The sequence below is a fragment of the Blastopirellula sp. SH421 genome, assembly GCF_057808535.1.
The window spans coordinates 1,099,358-1,116,697 of the sequence record NZ_CM173712.1 but is presented as its reverse complement, the minus strand read 5'-3'; the positions used below and the strand labels follow the sequence as shown (position 1 = coordinate 1,116,697).

The 17,340-nt window shown below is 55.8% G+C and carries 12 protein-coding genes; 8 read left to right on the top strand and 4 right to left on the bottom strand.

Annotated elements, in window-relative coordinates; genetic code table 11:
- The first annotated feature begins 439 nt into the window (after positions 1 to 439).
- Complete coding sequence (locus SH421x_RS04530) at positions 440 to 2,281, top strand: methyl-accepting chemotaxis protein (RefSeq protein WP_488854208.1); 1,842 nt, start codon at positions 440 to 442, stop codon at positions 2,279 to 2,281.
- 444 nt (positions 2,282 to 2,725) lie between these two features.
- The gene (locus tag SH421x_RS04525) at positions 2,726 to 3,730 is read left to right on the top strand and encodes a GGDEF domain-containing protein (RefSeq protein ID WP_488854207.1); all 1,005 of its coding nucleotides are present in this window, start codon (positions 2,726 to 2,728) and stop codon (positions 3,728 to 3,730) included.
- A 105-nt stretch (positions 3,731 to 3,835) separates the two neighbouring features.
- On the opposite strand, the gene SH421x_RS04520 is transcribed toward SH421x_RS04525, so the two are convergent.
- Positions 3,836 to 4,672 carry a tetratricopeptide repeat protein gene (locus tag SH421x_RS04520; RefSeq protein WP_488854206.1) on the bottom strand — a complete coding sequence of 279 codons (837 nt, stop codon included), beginning with the start codon at positions 4,670 to 4,672 and terminating at the stop codon, positions 3,836 to 3,838.
- A gap of 369 nt (positions 4,673 to 5,041) precedes the next feature.
- On the opposite strand from SH421x_RS04520, the gene SH421x_RS04515 reads away from it, so the two are divergent.
- Both SH421x_RS04515 and SH421x_RS04510 read left to right on the top strand, forming a co-directional pair.
- Positions 5,042 to 5,368 carry a DUF6793 family protein gene (locus tag SH421x_RS04515; RefSeq protein WP_488854205.1) on the top strand — a complete coding sequence of 109 codons (327 nt, stop codon included), beginning with the start codon at positions 5,042 to 5,044 and terminating at the stop codon, positions 5,366 to 5,368.
- Between the two features lie 114 nt (positions 5,369 to 5,482).
- Positions 5,483 to 5,701, top strand: a complete 219-nt coding sequence (locus tag SH421x_RS04510) for a hypothetical protein (protein WP_488854204.1) — start codon at positions 5,483 to 5,485, stop codon at positions 5,699 to 5,701.
- Between the two features lie 118 nt (positions 5,702 to 5,819).
- On the opposite strand, the gene SH421x_RS04505 is transcribed toward SH421x_RS04510, so the two are convergent.
- The 3 genes from SH421x_RS04505 to SH421x_RS04495 all read right to left on the bottom strand — a co-directional run bounded on the left by SH421x_RS04505 (position 5,820) and on the right by SH421x_RS04495 (position 9,007).
- Positions 5,820 to 6,539 carry a carbonic anhydrase gene (locus SH421x_RS04505; protein ID WP_488854203.1) on the bottom strand — a complete coding sequence of 240 codons (720 nt, stop codon included), beginning with the start codon at positions 6,537 to 6,539 and terminating at the stop codon, positions 5,820 to 5,822.
- Positions 6,540 to 6,909: 370 nt separating this feature from the next.
- The gene (locus tag SH421x_RS04500; RefSeq protein WP_488854202.1) at positions 6,910 to 8,043 is read right to left on the bottom strand and encodes a hypothetical protein; all 1,134 of its coding nucleotides are present in this window, start codon (positions 8,041 to 8,043) and stop codon (positions 6,910 to 6,912) included.
- Positions 8,044 to 8,398: 355 nt separating this feature from the next.
- Positions 8,399 to 9,007 (bottom strand): superoxide dismutase, encoded by a 609-nt coding sequence (locus tag SH421x_RS04495; protein ID WP_488854201.1) that lies wholly within the window; start codon positions 9,005 to 9,007, stop codon positions 8,399 to 8,401.
- Between the two features lie 279 nt (positions 9,008 to 9,286).
- On the opposite strand from SH421x_RS04495, the gene SH421x_RS04490 reads away from it, so the two are divergent.
- The 4 genes from SH421x_RS04490 to SH421x_RS04475 all read left to right on the top strand — a co-directional run bounded on the left by SH421x_RS04490 (position 9,287) and on the right by SH421x_RS04475 (position 17,318).
- Complete coding sequence (locus tag SH421x_RS04490) at positions 9,287 to 10,744, top strand: lipase family protein (RefSeq protein WP_488854200.1); 1,458 nt, start codon at positions 9,287 to 9,289, stop codon at positions 10,742 to 10,744.
- Between the two features lie 158 nt (positions 10,745 to 10,902).
- Positions 10,903 to 12,720 (top strand): DUF1559 family PulG-like putative transporter, encoded by a 1,818-nt coding sequence (locus tag SH421x_RS04485; RefSeq protein WP_488854199.1) that lies wholly within the window; start codon positions 10,903 to 10,905, stop codon positions 12,718 to 12,720.
- Between the two features lie 239 nt (positions 12,721 to 12,959).
- Positions 12,960 to 16,097: a protein kinase domain-containing protein gene (locus SH421x_RS04480; RefSeq protein ID WP_488854198.1), complete on the top strand. Its 3,138-nt coding sequence runs from the start codon at positions 12,960 to 12,962 to the stop codon at positions 16,095 to 16,097.
- 270 nt (positions 16,098 to 16,367) lie between these two features.
- A complete protein-coding gene (locus SH421x_RS04475; protein WP_488854197.1) occupies positions 16,368 to 17,318 on the top strand; it encodes a bestrophin family protein in 951 nt (316 codons plus the stop codon).
- Positions 17,319 to 17,340 lie beyond the last annotated feature (22 nt).

Sequence of the window (17,340 nt, the reverse complement as noted above, 5' to 3'; positions counted from 1 at the left end):
CTTTGTGTGGGGAAGCGGCGCGTCCAGCAATCCGCGGCAACTTTGTTTCCAGACACTCACGTTTTTAGTCGCTCTAGACTTGGCGACTGGCGCTTCGTGGGTTTGTTATTTTCGCACGCTCCAAGTGGGCGAAGCTTCGAAGGTGGGGCCGGCCGACAAGTTCAGCCCCAGCAGGTTCTCTCGATTCGCATGCCAGGGGAGACATTCCGCGTACGCAAAAAATACCAGATCACGAACTCGGATTGTCTGATTATCCCCCTATCGACGGAAATGCCTATGCTTAACCGGCGTAATCGGCGTGCACGGTCTAACGGTGTTCCGCATAGTGCTGAACTGCTGTCATGCACTCGTTTGCATCAACCTATGTTTCTGAGTCGCAACCCCACCTGATCTGCGACTCCAAACACAGTTTCAAAAGATGAGACCGGGAAATAGATCCATGAGCATCAAGCGGAAAATCATCGTACAAGTAACTCTTAGCTGCTTAGCGCTGGCGTTTATCGCCGGCCTCGGCTGGCGTACTTCTAGCTACCTCCTGGGGCAACTGGATCGTGTCGTCGATGAAAAGTTTGTCCATTTGATCGATCACGAGATTGCTCCGCTGATCGAAAATGAAATGCTGCCGGTCATCAACAAAGACCTGCCCGAACTGCGCCAAATGCAGGAAAGCATCGAACTGATGCTGCAAGCCGATCGCGACGTCCATCAAGCGATCATTGCCGAAAAACTGGCCTTGGCCTCCTTGGACGAAGCCCAATTTGCAACCGCCCAAGCCACCCAAGAAGAAAACATCGGGCAAGCTGACAAGCGACTCCGCTTGGCCGCCGAAGGGATGAATGATCCGGAAGTCCGCCTGGTCTACGACGGGCTCATGGAAAAATTCAAGCTCTGGTCAGAAGCGTCTCGCAAGATTTTCGCTGAGGCCACTGACAAAACCAAACTCAGCGAAGTCCGTGAGGCCAGCGACTATGGTTACGGGCTAGAATCATTCAGCGATTTCCGAGGCCGACTCGATGCCGTCACCGAAGCTCAGGAAGCGTCGCTGGCTCGGACACGCGCCAAACTAGAAGCGAAACAAGAGCGAATCGCCCTCAAGCGAGCCCAGGCGAATGAAGCTCGCGACAACGTCTTGGCGACCGCGGTGGAGATTCGTGCCGAAGCGGCCCAAAACATCTGGATGCTTTGCACAATCGGTGGTCTGGCAATCGTGGGGATGCTGATCTTCGGCTGGCTCATGGCGCGCTCGATCCTCAATCCGCTGATCGCGACCACCAAAATGCTGGACGAAATCGCGAAAGGTGACGGCGATCTGACGCAGCGTTTGCCAGAAAACAAGCATGACGAACTAGGCCGCTTGGCTGGATCGTTCAATCTGTTTGTCAGCAAGATTCAAGAAATCGTGCGTGAACTGATGGGAGACACGCAAACGCTTTCCAGTTCGTCTCTGATGCTGCAAACCACCTCGGGACGCATGACCGAAGGCGCCGAGAACACGCAACGTCAATCGACCAGCGTCGCGGCCGCCGCCGAAGAGATGTCGGTGAATATGGAAACGATTTCGACCACCACCAGTCAGATGAATCGCACCATCGAATCGGTCGCCGCCGCGGTCGAAGAGATGACTTCCAGCATTGTCGAAATTGCTCGCAACGCTGAAAACGCCACCAACACGTCACGCGAAGCTTCGCAACTAGTCGAAGCGAGCAATAAGACAGTTTCGGCGCTCGGTCAGGCCGCCGTCGAAATTGGTAAAGTGACCGAAGTGATTCAGGAGATCGCCGAGCAGACCAACTTGCTGGCCCTCAACGCGACGATCGAAGCGGCTCGCGCTGGGGACGCAGGCAAGGGATTCGCCGTGGTCGCGACCGAAGTCAAAGACCTCGCTCGCCAAACCGCGTCAGCCACCGAAGACATCCGCCAACGTATCTCGCGAATTCAAGATTCGTCGCAAAATGCGGTCGAGTCGATTGGCCGCGTGTTGGGCGTCATCCAAAACGTCGATTGCGTTTCCCGCTCGATCGCCGCAGCGGTCGAAGAACAAAGCATCGCAACAAAAGAGATTTCTCGTAACTTGTCTGATGCAGCGACCAACGTTCGCGGCGTGACGGTCAGTCTCGAACAATCGACGCAGGCCAGCACCGAAGTCAGCCGCAACATTATCGGCGTGAAGAAGTCGGCCGATGACGCCGCGGACGACTCGGCCCAGACTCGCAATGTCAGTCTCGAACTGTCGCGCGTCGCAGACAAGATTCAGAAAATGGTGGGTCAGTTCCGCTGCTAGTCTGCGGACTCCCCGCGCTGTGCAGACTTTGCTCTCAGACCGCTTTCCCCGTGAAAGCGGTCTTTGTTTTTGCGCCCGCCGGATCGGTCTCGCGCTACCTAACCGGCAGCATCGTTACAATCGGCCCAAGACGGCGGCAAATCCCCAACCAGCGGCTGGATTTTAGGCATCCCTCGATTTGTGAAGTAGAGTTCCCTTGAAAACAAAGCGGCTCCGTAAATTTTGCCGGCAATTCCGAAATGCGTGAATACCTTCATACCTCGTTCAAAAACGTAGAACAGTTCGTCGGTCAAATGGACTCGAACGACTGGACTTACGTCTTCATCTTCGTCGTGATTTTCGGATTTATCTGCATGCGCGGAGTCGGAAATCGGACCAACGCTTAGACAAAGTTCCTGACGACTCCCCATCGTTTAGAGTGCAGCTCGAGAGGAAATTCGAGAAATGGAAAATTGGATGCTTGGAATCCCGGTCCCCGTCGCGTTAGCACTTGTGGCTGCGATTGGATACTTCTTAGGTAAACGCAATGCCAACGTAGTGGTTGCCGAACAAAGCCGCGCGCGGCGTGAGGTAAAGCGCGCTCAAGCGGTCATTCGTCAACTTGAAGAGATCTCTCGCGACGTACGCCGCAATCTGGCGACGCACCAAAACAGCATTCTCCATTTCAAAGAACGCATCAACGAACTTGGCGATACGCAGGACACGCAAGCTTGGCAAAATCTATGCGAAGAAGCGGAGCAAATGCTGAGCCCCACCATGCGACTCTCTTCACAGATCGCCAATGCTTATGACGAAATTCGTCAGCAAGCGAATCTGCTAATGACCTTCACGGAGTCTCGCACCGATCCGCTCACCGGCTTAAGCAATCGTCGCGCGTTGGATGACTCTCTAGAAAATATGATCGGGATGAAATCACGATACGATTTCACCTTCTCGCTCTGCATCTTTGACGTCGACCACTTCAAACGAGTCAACGACCAACATGGGCACCTCTACGGCGACCGTGTGTTGGTAGAAGTGTCAAACCTAATCGACAACTGCGTTCGCGAGACCGACATTGTCACTCGCTACGGGGGCGAGGAGTTTGTTGTCTTGATGCCTTCGACCGACGTCTACGGCGCCTGCATTTTCGCAGAACGGCTCCGGACCAGCGCCGAAGCCCAACTCGGCGTTACGATCAGCGGCGGACTAGCACAAGTCCGAAAAGAAGACGAAGCGCGCACGTTGCTGGCTCGCGCCGATGCAGCCCTTTATCGGGCCAAAGCAAACGGCCGTAATTGCAACTGCTTTCACGACGGGGCGCGCATTCTCCCCTGCCTAGAGCTTGATCCCAACGCTGAAGCAGAATCGCTTGATGAAGCCGAAACGCTGCTCTGCGAAGTCCGCGAATTAGAGCAACTGCACGGGCCTGGTGAATCCATTGCAATCCCAAGTCCTACGCACAGCTAAGCCCCGGACGGTCGGGTCCGCTACGGACCCCAGCAAGCGTCCGTAAACGTGCCCGAAATTGAGCTGGGCAAATGGTCCGCACTGTGGCCACGATGCATTTGGTGATTACCAATGTCCCTGTTGTCGGCTGTAGCCTAACTTGATTGCCTGCTGAATATCTTGCTCGGCATCGGCTTGGCGATCGAGCGCGATGAGCGTTTCGCCGCGGTGATGGTAGAGGACGCCCAGGGCTCCACGCATCTGCTGCAACCGCATCTGCTTCATCGTACCCCAGACATCTTCTGTTTCTTCGACCTTGGCGATCGCCGCTGAGTACAACTCGATCGCCGTGTTGAGATCTTGCAGCGCTCCGGCGTTGTCGCCAGCAAAATGTTTCACATAGCCGCGCGTATCCAAGTACGACGCTTCGACGCCGTAGATCTTCATCGCTTGGTTAATGTCGTCCAGCGCCCGAGCAAGCGACTCTTTTGGCAAGTCCGCTTTATCTGACCAAGCCAACGCCGTAGCGTAGGCCCGACCGTTGAGGGCGCGGTGCAGATGATACTCGCCGGCATTCGCTTTCTCGACCAACTTGTCGGCCAGCGCTAAAGCTTGCTGATGCGATCCCAATCGAGACAAGAGGTAAGCTTCCATCTCGAGGGAGGTTGGATCGTCCTGCGAAAACGATTCGGCTTTCTCAATCAGCGCGACCGCTTTGTCTTGTTGCCCGGTGCGATAGAGGAGCTCGGCCATCCGGAGATGCATCTCCGGCGACTCACCGCTCCAATCGAGCGCTTGCTCTCCTAGCCGGATCGCGGCGTCCTTGTCGCCGGCCTCTAGCTTCTCGAGCGCCGAGGCCCAATACCACTGCGCGACCACCATCGGTTGCAAAAACTGCGAAGCGATCGCCAAGACGACGACCGGCACGATCGCATAACGGAGCAATGACCAACGAAATTTCACCTGGGATTCATCCTTTTTGCCAACGGCCGAGAACGATTCGTCTGGAGGCATTAATTTCGCGTTTTGGAAGCTTCATCAACCGTAACATTGACCACCGCCGCTGGCCATGGGATAGTCTCTACTGGAACTGCTGAAATCGAGGCAAAGTCCCCTTTTACGATGAAACACAGGCGCTAATGCGCTAGCCGACCTGATTTACGTTGCCGATCGGATGGTCAAAACGTAAGATCAGCGCTACGATTCTAAGGTACAATTGCAAGTGCCCGGCTTGTCCTTCTTCTCGCGGCGCGCCATCCTACTTGCGGTTGGTGCTTTGAGCGTCAACAGTTCTATCGAGGCGACCCGCTCTTTGCAGGAAAGGAGACAGTTATGCCGCTGTACGAGATCGAGACGAACGCACATATCCTGATTACCTGGGCCGAAGACGAAGCCCAGGCCAAGATCGTCGTTACCGAGAACTACCCCAATGACGACGTGATTCGACTCACCAAGCGTCCCCGCAACAGCTGGGTCATCTCGAAAGCGGCTCTGGGGCTAACCGATTCTCGCTTTGACCCTTGCCTGGTCGCTCGCGACTGTCTCTCGAAAGCGGAAGGGGACAAAGTCCACGCTATCCGCCTTTATATGACGGAGACAGGGGTCGATTTAGACAAAGCGCGCAAAGCGATCGAGTCGAACATGGTTCTTGGCTGGTAATTCAGCGAACCTACGAAATACCGCTCTTGTCCCATTTTGTCTAAATGGATACTACATTCTGACTCGATGAAAATAACATCGCAGTGAGACTGGGGATTAGGGAGCGAAATGACCATGAGCCTGGATTGCCAAGAATCGACGATCGCCGTCAGCGTGCCTGGGGGAGATCCGAGACATTTTCGTGTTCAATACTTCGATACCAAAGAGATGTTTTGGCATCGTCACGACGTCTACAACACGCGAGTTGACGCCGAAGCCGCCTTGCAACAACTTGCTAGCACCGGCCTCAAATGTCGCATGCTAGAATTTGGCTCGTGTGCAGCCGCCCGCTAAAGGGTCACGGCAGCCCACAAAGCATACTCTAACACATTAGATTCTAACCAGGCGCCAGCTCTACCCGCTGGCGCCTGCGTTGTTTCTTATGCCGCTCCAAAATGGAGCGGAGCCCGCTCTAGGCGCCCAGCAGTTCGACGCGCCCATTGGAGAGTTCGTAATACGAGCTAACAATCTTTAGGTCGCCCGATTGGACACGCTCCGGCAGAATCGGCCCCATCCCTTCGAGGCTCTTCGCAGTTCGCATCGCGTTGGCCTTGGTGACGTTGACTAGCTTATCTCCCGACTTCCCTTTCGCTTTCACTTCACGCACGACGGGGCGCAGGTAATCGACCAAACCTTCGATCGAACCCGGCAGCGCGTCATTGTTTTCGATATGCTCAATCGCCGCTTCGCATGCACCACATTTGCTGTGTCCCATGACCATGATTAGTCTCGATCCCAGCACGGCGACGGCGTACTCGATACTGCCCATCAGCATGGGGCCTGAGCCGACAATGTTTCCAGCCACGCGTAAGACAAAGAGCCCGCCGATTGGCTGATCAAAGACCAGTTCAGGGGCAACACGCGAATCCGCACAAGCGAGCACGATGGCCGGCGGAGCTTGGCCTTCGACGTCCCGAGCAAAGTCGGCAGGCGTACGCGGCGTGACCTTGGTCTTGCCGGTCGCAAATCGATCATTGCCAGCAACCAACTTGGCGAGGATCTCGCTTGGCTTGGCTGCGGCGCTAGGATCAGCGGCTCGCAGCGTTGAATAAGCGCCTAGACCGGCGGCGCCCACGGCAAAACCGACCTGTTGAACAAACTGACGACGCGAAGTTGGTTGTGAATCACACATAATTTCTCTCTTTGAGCTTTGGGATCAACGACTGATAGACGAACTGTTGAAAAACAGTCTTCGCCCTGGCGCATGGTATCTCCCTGCAGCCAGCGACGCGGCGTGAAAGCCTAGCTTGCGTCTGGCCCCATGTCCGAAAAAAGCATCTCAAAAGTTCCAAATTTTGCCCGCGAAGACGCCCAGCAACGCATCTAATTCGACTTATGCAACTTGCGTTGCGATACCAAGCATGCCAGAGAACGCTAGGAGCCCCTTGCGATTGCGGGCCAGACAGAAACCTGGAAGTGTGCGTCGCTGAGAAGACAATGCGCAAAAAAAGACCTCGCATCAGGCGAGGTCTTTGGCATGTTTCGATTTGTGACTCAGGCAATTAATAGCCGCCCGAGTAACGCGAGCCGGTCGAGACTCCACCCGAACCGTAGCCCCCCACGGTGGGGCTGCTGCTGGTCGACGGATAGTTTGCTCCGCCTGTGCTTGGGTAGTTGGTCGTACTCGAAGGATAGGAGCTGGACGGCATCGAGCTGCTCGAAGGCGCCGAGCCGCTGGTCGCGTAGTCGCTGGTGCCGCCTGGACGATAGTGCGGAGTCGAACCACTTGCAGAGGCTCCCGTCGAAGACGCACCCGCGGTTTGATAACTGGCCGGGCTGTTGTAGCTGGATGCTCCAGCCCCTTGGTAGTTGCTGCCGGCTGATGGAGTCTGCGAACCGCCGGTGCTGGGATAGCCGCTGCCGGTCGACGGATACTGCGAGCCGCCGGTGCTGGGATAGCCGCTGCCAGTTGACGGATACTGCGAACCGCCGGTGCTGGGGTAACCGCTGCCGGTGGAAGGATACTGTTGCGAACCGGTCGAGGGAGCATAGCTGGCCGGAACCGCGCCGCTGGCGCTGGGATAGCCAGAGCTTGGCTGGCCATAGCTACTCGGCATGGTTGAGCCAGGTGTGGTGGTGCTCGGCTGCGAATAGCCGCTGCTCGCGGGGTAGCCCGGTGCAGCTGCGGCCGAAGCGGTGTAAGCCGCAGCGCCTTGCGAAGCGTACGGATTGCTAACCGGTTGGCTCATGCTTTGGGGATAGCTTGATTGTCCCGTAGCGGCCATGCTGCCGGGATAGCCCGATTTTGGCTGTGCCGGTGAAGTTTGGCTCTGAGAGAGCTGTCCCTGCGAGGTAGGGTAGAACCCCTGTTGCGGAGCTGTCGCCGAACTCATACCGGGATAGGCGCCGCTATACGTCGGAGAACTGCTGGCTCCGGCGGTCGCGGCATAGTTGGGAGTAACGGTCCCATTGGAATTGCGAGCCATCGCGGACGAACTTGGCATCGGCGTCGAAGAAGACGAAGGCGACGAAGCGGTCGCAGAGTAAGGAGGAGCCTGGGATGTGGCGACGTTAGAAACGTCAGGGCCTTTTTTGCTGGCCCACCATCCCATACCGCTCTTACACCCCACAGACGGCAATACGGCAGCGGCAAGCATCGCCGCACTTAGCGTCCATTTTTCGATTTGCACTCGCATAGCTCACGCGCCTTTGGCTTTGTGAGGCGGCATCGCACCAGAAAGCACGTCCCTGCGCTTGTCTGCGGCCTCGTCCCTGAGTGATATGTTTTGATCGTCAACCGAAAGCTGCGGTCAACCTCCATGTAAACTTAAAAGTCGTCCTTGCCAGGAGCGGCTCATTAGCCAAATCGACCAGTTTAATCGGAATAGTTTACCGCGCATTTTGCGCCGGCTTGGCACGGAGAGTATGGAGAGCCGCTGCCGGGGTCAAGGTCAGAAAAATCGGACGATCTCCTGCTAGCAAAAAAAAGAGCCGCTGCGCGATGCGAGCGGCTCCATACCTGATCCACTTTTGCTTCAGCCAAGCTGCGACTTAGGCGGTTGCAGCCGCGTATAGCTTCGAGACTTCGTCCCAGTTAATGACGTTGAAAAACGCCGAAACGTAATCCGGACGACGGTTTTGATAGTTCAGATAGTAGGCGTGTTCCCAAACGTCGAGACCGAGGATCGGGGTCCGACCTTCCATCAACGGCGTGTCTTGATTGGGCGTGCTCTCAACCAACAACTTGCCGCCGTCGACGCTGAGCCAAGCCCAACCAGAACCAAAGCGAGTCGCCGCAGCATTAGAGAAAGCTTCTTTAAACTTCTCAAAGCCGCCAAGTTCGGCGTCGATCGCCGCAGCCAACGCACCGGTCGGCGTACCGCCGCCGCTGGGCTTCATAATCGTCCAAAAGAGCGAGTGATTTGCATGTCCACCACCGTTGTTACGGACAGCGCCGCGCACGTTTTCTGGCACTGCCGCGAGATCAGAGACCAGCTCTTCGATCGTTTTGCTTTCGAGAGCAGTCCCCTTGATCGCATCATTTACCTTGGTGATGTAGGCCTGATGATGCTTCGTATGATGGATTTCCATCGTCTTGGCGTCGATCGACGGTTCCAGCGCGTCGTAAGCGTACGGCAATTCAGGCAGTGTATAAGCCATGGTTGCTTCTCCGTTTTTTTGTTCGATCGGGTTTCGATAGTTGTTTTGGACTAGGCGCCTGCATGCACTGCCGGCGCCATCGTTTCATGATTTAACCTACCCCATCGCAAGGGTCGTTACAATCGCCCGGCAGAATCTGCAAACCATCGCAGCGGCGAGTTCCTCAACTTTCGTTCCGCTCAATAGCAGGGATTCGTCTTGATTCTCCTACCAGGTTCCTCTACTTTCTCGCGACGTTTCTTCGCGTGCCGATCATCGCGTTATCTCAGGCTTACTTGCATGTCCGAGCTTAAGGTCCATTCTCCCTCTCCGACGTCTGATGATGTCGTCATCCTGGTGCATGGCACTTTTGCTGGCCGTGAGCACGAAGAAGGCGAAGCATTCTGGCAGCGGAAAAGCAGCGTCTGGACCAAACTCGAAAATCAACTCCCGCCAGGGGTCTCGCTGCAAGAGAATGGTCGCCTGTTTCACTGGTCAGGCGAAAATAATGAGCGCGAGCGTCTCAAAGGCGCGAAAGCACTGCTGGAGTACCTCAAGCAATTTGAAGAAGCAGGCCAAGGCTATCACCTAATCGGCCATAGCCACGGCGGATCGATCATCTGGATGGCGCTGCGACAAGCGAGCGTCGATAGAATTGACCTCGATCATTTACGCACTTGGTCGACGGTCGGTACTCCGTTTCTGCGTCATCGGACCGTCAATCCAATCAGTATCGCCAATGCGATCAACATTATCGCCGGCCTCTTCTTCTTGAGCCATGCGCGACAATCCTTACATCAGATGTCGAGGATCCTGCATTGCGCGATGTTTGATCCCGACCACTATCAAAAGACGCAAATCGAAATCCTCGGCCGTGACGTTAACTTGGTCGACTATTTGATGTACGACCATCTTGGTTGGCTGGCGATCGCCGGCGTCCTGGTGATGTTTTTTGTCTTCGTGCAACTGGCCAGCTTCTTTATTGGGCCGGTGATCGAATCACGGCGCATTCGCCAAGAGTTGTATGCCGAAGAATGCGTGATGAGAGAGTTCGGAGCTTGCTGGCTCGGACTATGGTCTCCGGATGATGAAGCGATCAACGGCCTACGCACCACGCTACATCTCAACATCACGTTTGTTGGCAGAATGAGTCGGGCTGACCGCATCTTTGTTTCCGACTATCTCGGCTTCCTTTGGATTCCGTATTACTGGACCGTCGCGCCAACTTTCAACTATATCGTGCGACCACTGCTCAATCATTTTGTCCGTCAATACGTCAGCAAAGCCGTGCAAGGCAACAACCGTCCTTCAGCCGAACTCTGCGATGTTTCAACCGCTCCGATCGGTGACGCCGCAATCAATAGCATTCCGCCGCTCCCCGATTTCATCTCCCAGCGAATCACCGAGCGAGCCAACGCCAAAGCCAAAGACATTGCCCCCAAATTACGCACGCTGCTGGGTCAAAACTCACTGATGGCTGGACTGGCCGCATTCAACTCTGAACTCTCCGGCGACGAGCTAGTCCATACCAGCTACTTTGAAGATCCCGACGTCTTGACCTTGCTGACAATCCACATGGCGCTCGAGCGCAACGATCGCCGCTATTTGATGCAGTCTGCGATCTATCACCGTCGACTCCTGGAGTGGTCTCGCTATTTCCGCGAAATGGCCGGCGACTGGGAAGGCGCCGAAATCCTGGATCGCATCCTGCGCGATACGCCTGCCCAACCAAGCGAAGTCCGCCGCCGCGCAGCATAGATCAGACCTCGATCGAACGACAATCGCTCCTCCAGCATAGTTCAGCAGGCCGATCTGCCTGGCAAATTGTGGTTGCCATCAATTGTTTGTCGGGCTAATTCGGATCCGCTATGATGAGGGGCAATTCCCTCCTCCCCTTCATCGCAGCTAGGAATCGGATGATGCGACTCACAGGCATGCTTCTTCTTGCGACTCTGCTCTTCACCGTCGGCTGTTCCGATCCCAAACCTGTCGCCCAGCCCGTTACGCCAGCGCCGGTTGGGTCTACGGCGGTTGCACCAGCGCCAGTCGAGCCAGAACCGCAGCCCACCCAACTAGCCCCCGTCACGACCACTAAGCTCGATTCGCCGTATTCGAAAGTGGCTCAGCAAACGTTGTCAGACATGCCGGCGATTCCTAACGACGAGCCAAGGCCGACATCGCCGGCCCAGCCTGCGATGCCCGCAGCAGACTCGACAGCCGCGCACAAATCGCCAGCTTGGGCGAAAGACTTGGCGCCGTTTCTAGACAACACGACGGTCGCCGTGATTCGCATCGATTGGCCCAATCCTGATCTGTTGGCCATCGCAGCAGAAATGGAAGCGAATGGAGTCGACGTCGGATTTCTGGAGGATCCCATGGTCGCCGCTGCGATCCAAAGTCCCGAGTTCGCCAAAGGGGTCTCCGAAATTGTGTTCCTGATGCATTATCTCCAAATCACAACCGATGACGGCGACGTCTATCAGGAAAAAGCAACCACGCCGATCCTGCATACGACCGGCGCAGTCCCGGATGCCGAACTGGTCAAAATTTTCTTTGGCGAACTCGCAAACTTGTTACCCCCCGAAATTCTCCAAGCATCGCTGCCTCGTCACGGCGAATGGATGGCGCTGGCCATGCAAGCCGAAAACGCCGCGCGTCTGAAAAAGCTGCAGCCTGCCGATACCGCCAAGCTAGAAGCGGCCGTCGCCGCGATCGGACCGGCGCCGGTTCAGGCCGTTGCGTTGCTCAACGACGAGAGTCGCACCCTGCTGATTAAGCAAGGAGACATTCCCGGCGGACAGATCGCCAAATACTATCTCGACAAAGTCAACTTTGCCGGCGCCAGCATCGCCTACGTCGAAGGGGCGAAGCTGAATCTGATCGTTGATACCCAAACCAAAGAAGACGCCCAGGAGCTTTATGATTGGGTTGATTTGACAACCCGACCAGGCGCCGCGCCCCAAGAGATTCCTGTTCCGATGCTCGCGCTGGCGCGCAAATTCCTACTGCCCCAGATCAAGGACAACCAACTGAGCATCTCGCTCAATACCGAACAAATTGCCGAGATCCGCAAAACCGTTGAACCGGCGCTCGCAGCGGCTCGCGAAGCGGCGAAAAAGCAACAAACCATGAACAACATGCGACATATTGGGATCGCGTTTCACAACTTCCACGATACCTATCGTAGTTTTCCGCCGGCCAGCTTTCCGGTGGGTGAAGACGGAAAGCCGCTCTTGTCCTGGCGCGTTCATCTTTTGCCGTTCGTCGAGCATGGCGCGTTGTACGAACAGTTTCATCTCGACGAACCCTGGGATAGCGAGCACAACTTGAAACTCGCGGCCCAAGTTCCCCAGGCATATATCGATCCCAACCAGCACCTCGACGATCCCAGGATGACCACCTTTGTCGTCCCCCAAGGAGAGAAGGCGTTCTCGCTAGGATCAGGTAAGGGACTGCAAATCCAGGATATTACGGACGGCACTGCGAATACGATCATGCTGCTCAATGTCGGACCAGAAGCAGCAGTCGTGTGGACCAAGCCGGACGATTGGCAATACGATCCAGAGAATCCATTCGCTGGCTTGGACAAGCTTAATCCTGACGGAACATTTACAGCAGTCTTCGTCGACAGCAGCGGCCATACGCTTTCGACCAAAAAGCTAAAGCCAGAAACGATGCGACATTTGATTGAGCGGAATGATGGCAACGTGATTGACTACGACGAGTTCGAATAGCAGCCTGTTGTTTTTCAATAGGTTGCTAGTCGTCGCGATCATTTTGTTGAGCAAGTCAAGTCGTGCTTCGAACAGGAGCACGACTTTTGCGGTCCCCGGCATCGTTTCAGAGCGATTCCAGGGCAATGATTCCAGAAAATTTACTGTCCAGTTCGGTCATCGGCATCCGCTTTCTCTATCAGGCCATGTGGGCTGCTTGCGCTGGAGCGCCCTCAAGGAAACCCTTTCTCTTGTAACTCGTGAGCCTCGTCGTCGACGACTTCCCCCAACAGCCAGGCAAGCCAGACATGTCGCCAATGGATGACCAACTGCTCGACTTGCTGGCGCAATGGGAAGAAGCGACGGCTCGTGGTGAGCAACCCGATCTAGAAACGCTCGCCGGGGGCAACCAGCGGCTTTTGCGCGAGCTCAAGCGGCAAATCGCGGCCTTGCAGAAGATCGGCTGCGTCGACCGCGGCCAGGCGTCGGCCGAAGAGTTGCACTTGCCCTCGCTGCCGGCGCTGCGGTCTTCGCTATTAACTCCAGATAATCTGAGCCTTGAGAAACTTCGCGAGCAGCTCACCATCGCCGATCTTGTTTCGAATGAGAAAGTGGGCGAACTGTTCAACACCTACCGCATTAAAACGGCGCATCAACTCGCCGGGCTACTGCTGGAAAAGGAGCTGCTGACCCGCTTTCAAATTCGCTCGATCTCGCATGGCAAAACACGCGGCTTGAAACTGGGCCGCTACTTGATCCTCGAGAAGATCGGCCAAGGAGGAATGGGACAAGTCTACAAAGCGCGTCACAGCAAGATGGGGCGCGAAGTTGCTCTTAAAATCTTACCCCGGGCAGCAATGTCCAAAGCCAATGCGATCGAACGATTCAACCAAGAGGTCCAGGTCGCCGCGCAATTACGACACCCCAATATTGTCACCGCCTACGACGCCGACGAAGCGGAAGGACTCCACTTCTTTGCGATGGAATATGTCGCCGGGCGTGACCTGAACTCGATGGTCCGTAAAGAGGGCCCGCTGTCGGTCGCCTGCGCAGTTGACTATGTGATGCAAGCGGCACAAGGGCTGCAATATGCGCACGGCGTGGGATTGGTGCATCGCGATATCAAGCCGGCTAATTTGCTGCTGGATAACGAAGGGGTGATCAAGATTCTCGATATGGGCATCGCGCGGATTCATACCGACGACGCAGAGGAAGGCTTGACCCACAATGGCGCGATCATGGGAACCGTCGATTTCATGGCGCCAGAACAAGCGGTCGACACCAAAACGGTCACCCCCCAAGCCGACCTTTATAGCCTGGGCTGTACGCTCTACTTTTTATTAACCGGCAAACCGCCTTATGCCGGTGATACGCTCCTTTTAAAACTGTTGGGACATCGCGAACAAACGCCTCCCCGGCTCAGTGCTGACCGCAACGATGTTCCACCGGCGCTAGAAGCGATCTATCAAAAATGCTTGGCGAAGCTGCCTGACCAGCGCTACGCCAGCGCCAGCGACTTGATCGCTGACCTGCAGCAAGTTCGACCGCAGTTGAGTGATGCAGCGCCGCCGCGATCGCTTGACAAATTTGAATCCTCCTCGGACACGTCCCCCACCAACTTTATCAAGACGCAAGCATCGATCGGGGCCAGCAATTTACCATCCCTGATCACGATTGATCCTCGCCCTCAGGCAGCCCGACGTATCAAGTCAGGTCGCGGCGCCAGCTTTTTCGGCGGCGTGATCTGCGTCGGCCTGCTGCTATGCGGACTGCTTTACTACGGCGCCGGCATGATTTTCAAAATCTCGACGCCACACGGCGCGCTGGTGGTCGAAGTCGAGGGAAATGATTTTGCGGCGCACCTGCACGACCAACTACTAACCTTGGTCAACCAACAGACCGGCGATCAAACGTCGATCAAACTGAGCAGTATCGAGCAATCGAAGTCACTTCCAGCCGGGCCATATAAGTTTGCCTTAGAAACCAGCAGCGGCCTGCGCACCAATGTCAGCGAGTTGACAATCAGCAGCGGAGCAGAGTCGAAGGTGCAAGTTTATTGGGAGACCAAGCCGACGCCGCCTGCGATTGCCGCAAACCCTGTAACTTCGCAATCGTACGCGTTGCAGTTTAATGGCATCGGTGATTATGTCGTCGTGCCAACGCTCGATGACTTAGGAACTGGGCCGATGACAATCGAGTTTCTGGTGGAGAATCTAAATCCAGCTCCCGTCGAAAAGCAGATGGAAATGTATCTCGCCCAAGCAGAGCAACCCGGGCATCGGAGGACTGTTTCTCAAGATGCTGCTGGTGATTTCCTTGCGATTGATATTACAAAGGACATCTATTTTTCGAAGCATGCTTCCACTCGAAAAGAATGGCTGCATCTGGCCGCCGTCTATGACTCTCGTCCGCAAATCTATGTCAACGGACAACAAGGCGCGCTGGATCCCAAATCCCGCTCAGAGCCTCCCGTCAGCAACGCGACAGCGACTCGGGTCGTGATTGGCAATGATGGTGAGAAACATTATTTCCAAGGCAAGATTCGCGGTGTTCGTATCTCAAAAACGGTGCGTTACCAAGAAAACTTCACTCCTCCGACCCAGTTCACAAAGGACCAAGACACGATAGCCCTCTATCTCTTCCAAGAGGGACAAGGAAAAACCCTTTATGATTCATCCGGCAACCATCATCACGGCGAGATTCATGGCGCCCCCGTTTGGATTCCGCTGGACCAGCCGACCGCAGCGGAGTCACCATCGACTTTGCCTAACAAGTCCGACGTATTGTTGAGCCAAGTGACGGCCGGTCCCTGGACGCCGCTTTTCAATGACAAAGATTTCACCGGTTGGGAACTGCGACACTCGGCTTCGATCAAATGGAGCATCTCCGATCAGTCGGTTCGCGGCGCCAATAGCGGCTATCGCGCCGGCCAAGGGGGATCGCTTTTCACCACGCGATCCAACTACGAAGATTTTCATTTTCGCTGCGAAATGCTCGCCGGACAGCGGGGAGAAACCTGGGTAATGTTCCGTCACGATACGACGTGGGAACATGGCGCTCGCCGCGGCTATTCCATTCCGAATCCTGACCCCGAAAAGCTAGCGACCGCCAGCGAATGGGGAATCGGCAGTCTGTACGAAGATGTCTTTCAGGTTGGTCAACAGCGGGTCAAAGCCGCGTCTCTGCCCACGCCCAAGATCCAAGCTGGCGAGTGGTACAAGCTTGAGATCATCGCCTTCGGCGAGTCGATTCAAATCTTGATCAACGGCCAGACAACCGTCGAATACCAAGCAGTGGACGCACCAGCGCGGCGCGGAAGCTTCGGTTTCGGATGTCCCATTCTGTCAAATCTGGCGGTGCGCAACGTCGAAGTTCGCGAGCTGACGCCAGCGAAATAGGAGCGAAACCTGCGGCTCGCGCATCAACAGACTCTTGAAGCATTTGGGATCGGTTCGCTACGACAGGGGTGCAGGCGATGCGGCGCCTAGCCTGAATGACACGCGAAGTGACGTGCTTCTACGACGGGGCGGAATCGGCCGCCAACGGCTTTGCTGATTGCCTCCTGCCAACGTTGTCGGTTACCCTAGTCGACTTGTCATGGGTTCTTTGTTTCGCGGATCAGCGTTTTCGCTCGACCGGTTTTCCCTTTCCCCAGATTTCTTTCTACGATGATCGTCACCGAAAAAAATAGTTGGCTGCGGATGATCTTTGCCGTCCATGGAACGACCATGGATCGCATTTGGCCACGATTCGCGGTTGTGGTCGGCTTCTCGATCTTGACGACGACCATCTCGCAGTTGTATCCCCGTTATAGCTACACGCTGACGATGGCCCCGTTTACGATTGTCGGTCTAGCGCTGGCGATTTTCCTCGGCTTCCGCAACAACGCCGCCTATGACCGCTACTGGGAAGGACGGAAGCTGTGGGGACGGCTGGTCAACGTCTGTCGCACCTTCACGATGCAAATCAACACGCTGATTGATGCCGAAACCCCGACCAGTGATCCCGGGGCGCCCTCGCCGCTCCAGCGCCGAATGGTGCTACTGATCATCGCCTACATCAACGCTTTGCGGCATCGCCTGCGCGATAGCGACGTCTCGGATGAATTACGTCAGCGACTTCAAGACAATGCTGAGACGGCGAGCTACTTGACGCACAACAACGTCCCGGCCGCGATTGCGGACGGCATCTCGCGCTGCATCAATGACGCTTGGCGATCGGAGCGGCTGAACGTCTTTCATGTGCCGCTGCTGCATCAGAACCTAACTGAGATGGTCGGCATCCAGGGAGGCTGCGAGCGAATCAAGAGCACGCCGATTCCGTTTACCTATAGCGTGCTCACCCATCGGACCGTCCTGTTGTATTGCTTGGCGCTTCCCTTTGGACTGCATGATACGGTTGGCTATCTGACGCCGATCGTGGTCGCGCTGGTCGCCTATGCTTTTCTGGGACTTGATGCCGTGGGGGACGAGATTGAACAGCCCTTTAATATGGATGACAACGACCTACCGCTGTTGCAGCTCACAACGATGATCGAGATCAACGTGCGACAACTCTCGGGACATTCGCCCGAGGAGATTCCGCCTCCGGTCGTGCCGGTCAATCATTTGCTGAACTAAGGCAGCAGCGGCGGAATCAGAT

Bases quoted from the DNA above. Each gene is read 5' to 3' on its own strand.
- SH421x_RS04530 (WP_488854208.1), top strand. From the start codon at position 440: ATGAGCATCAAGCGGAAAATCATCGTACAAGTAACTCTTAGCTGCTTA.
- SH421x_RS04525 (WP_488854207.1), top strand. From the start codon at position 2,726: ATGGAAAATTGGATGCTTGGAATCCCGGTCCCCGTCGCGTTAGCACTT.
- SH421x_RS04515 (WP_488854205.1), top strand. From the start codon at position 5,042: ATGCCGCTGTACGAGATCGAGACGAACGCACATATCCTGATTACCTGG.
- SH421x_RS04510 (WP_488854204.1), top strand. From the start codon at position 5,483: ATGAGCCTGGATTGCCAAGAATCGACGATCGCCGTCAGCGTGCCTGGG.
- SH421x_RS04505 (WP_488854203.1), bottom strand. From the start codon at position 6,539: ATGTGTGATTCACAACCAACTTCGCGTCGTCAGTTTGTTCAACAGGTC.
- SH421x_RS04500 (WP_488854202.1), bottom strand. From the start codon at position 8,043: ATGCGAGTGCAAATCGAAAAATGGACGCTAAGTGCGGCGATGCTTGCC.
- SH421x_RS04495 (WP_488854201.1), bottom strand. From the start codon at position 9,007: ATGGCTTATACACTGCCTGAATTGCCGTACGCTTACGACGCGCTGGAA.
- SH421x_RS04490 (WP_488854200.1), top strand. From the start codon at position 9,287: ATGTCCGAGCTTAAGGTCCATTCTCCCTCTCCGACGTCTGATGATGTC.
- SH421x_RS04485 (WP_488854199.1), top strand. From the start codon at position 10,903: ATGATGCGACTCACAGGCATGCTTCTTCTTGCGACTCTGCTCTTCACC.
- SH421x_RS04475 (WP_488854197.1), top strand. From the start codon at position 16,368: ATGATCGTCACCGAAAAAAATAGTTGGCTGCGGATGATCTTTGCCGTC.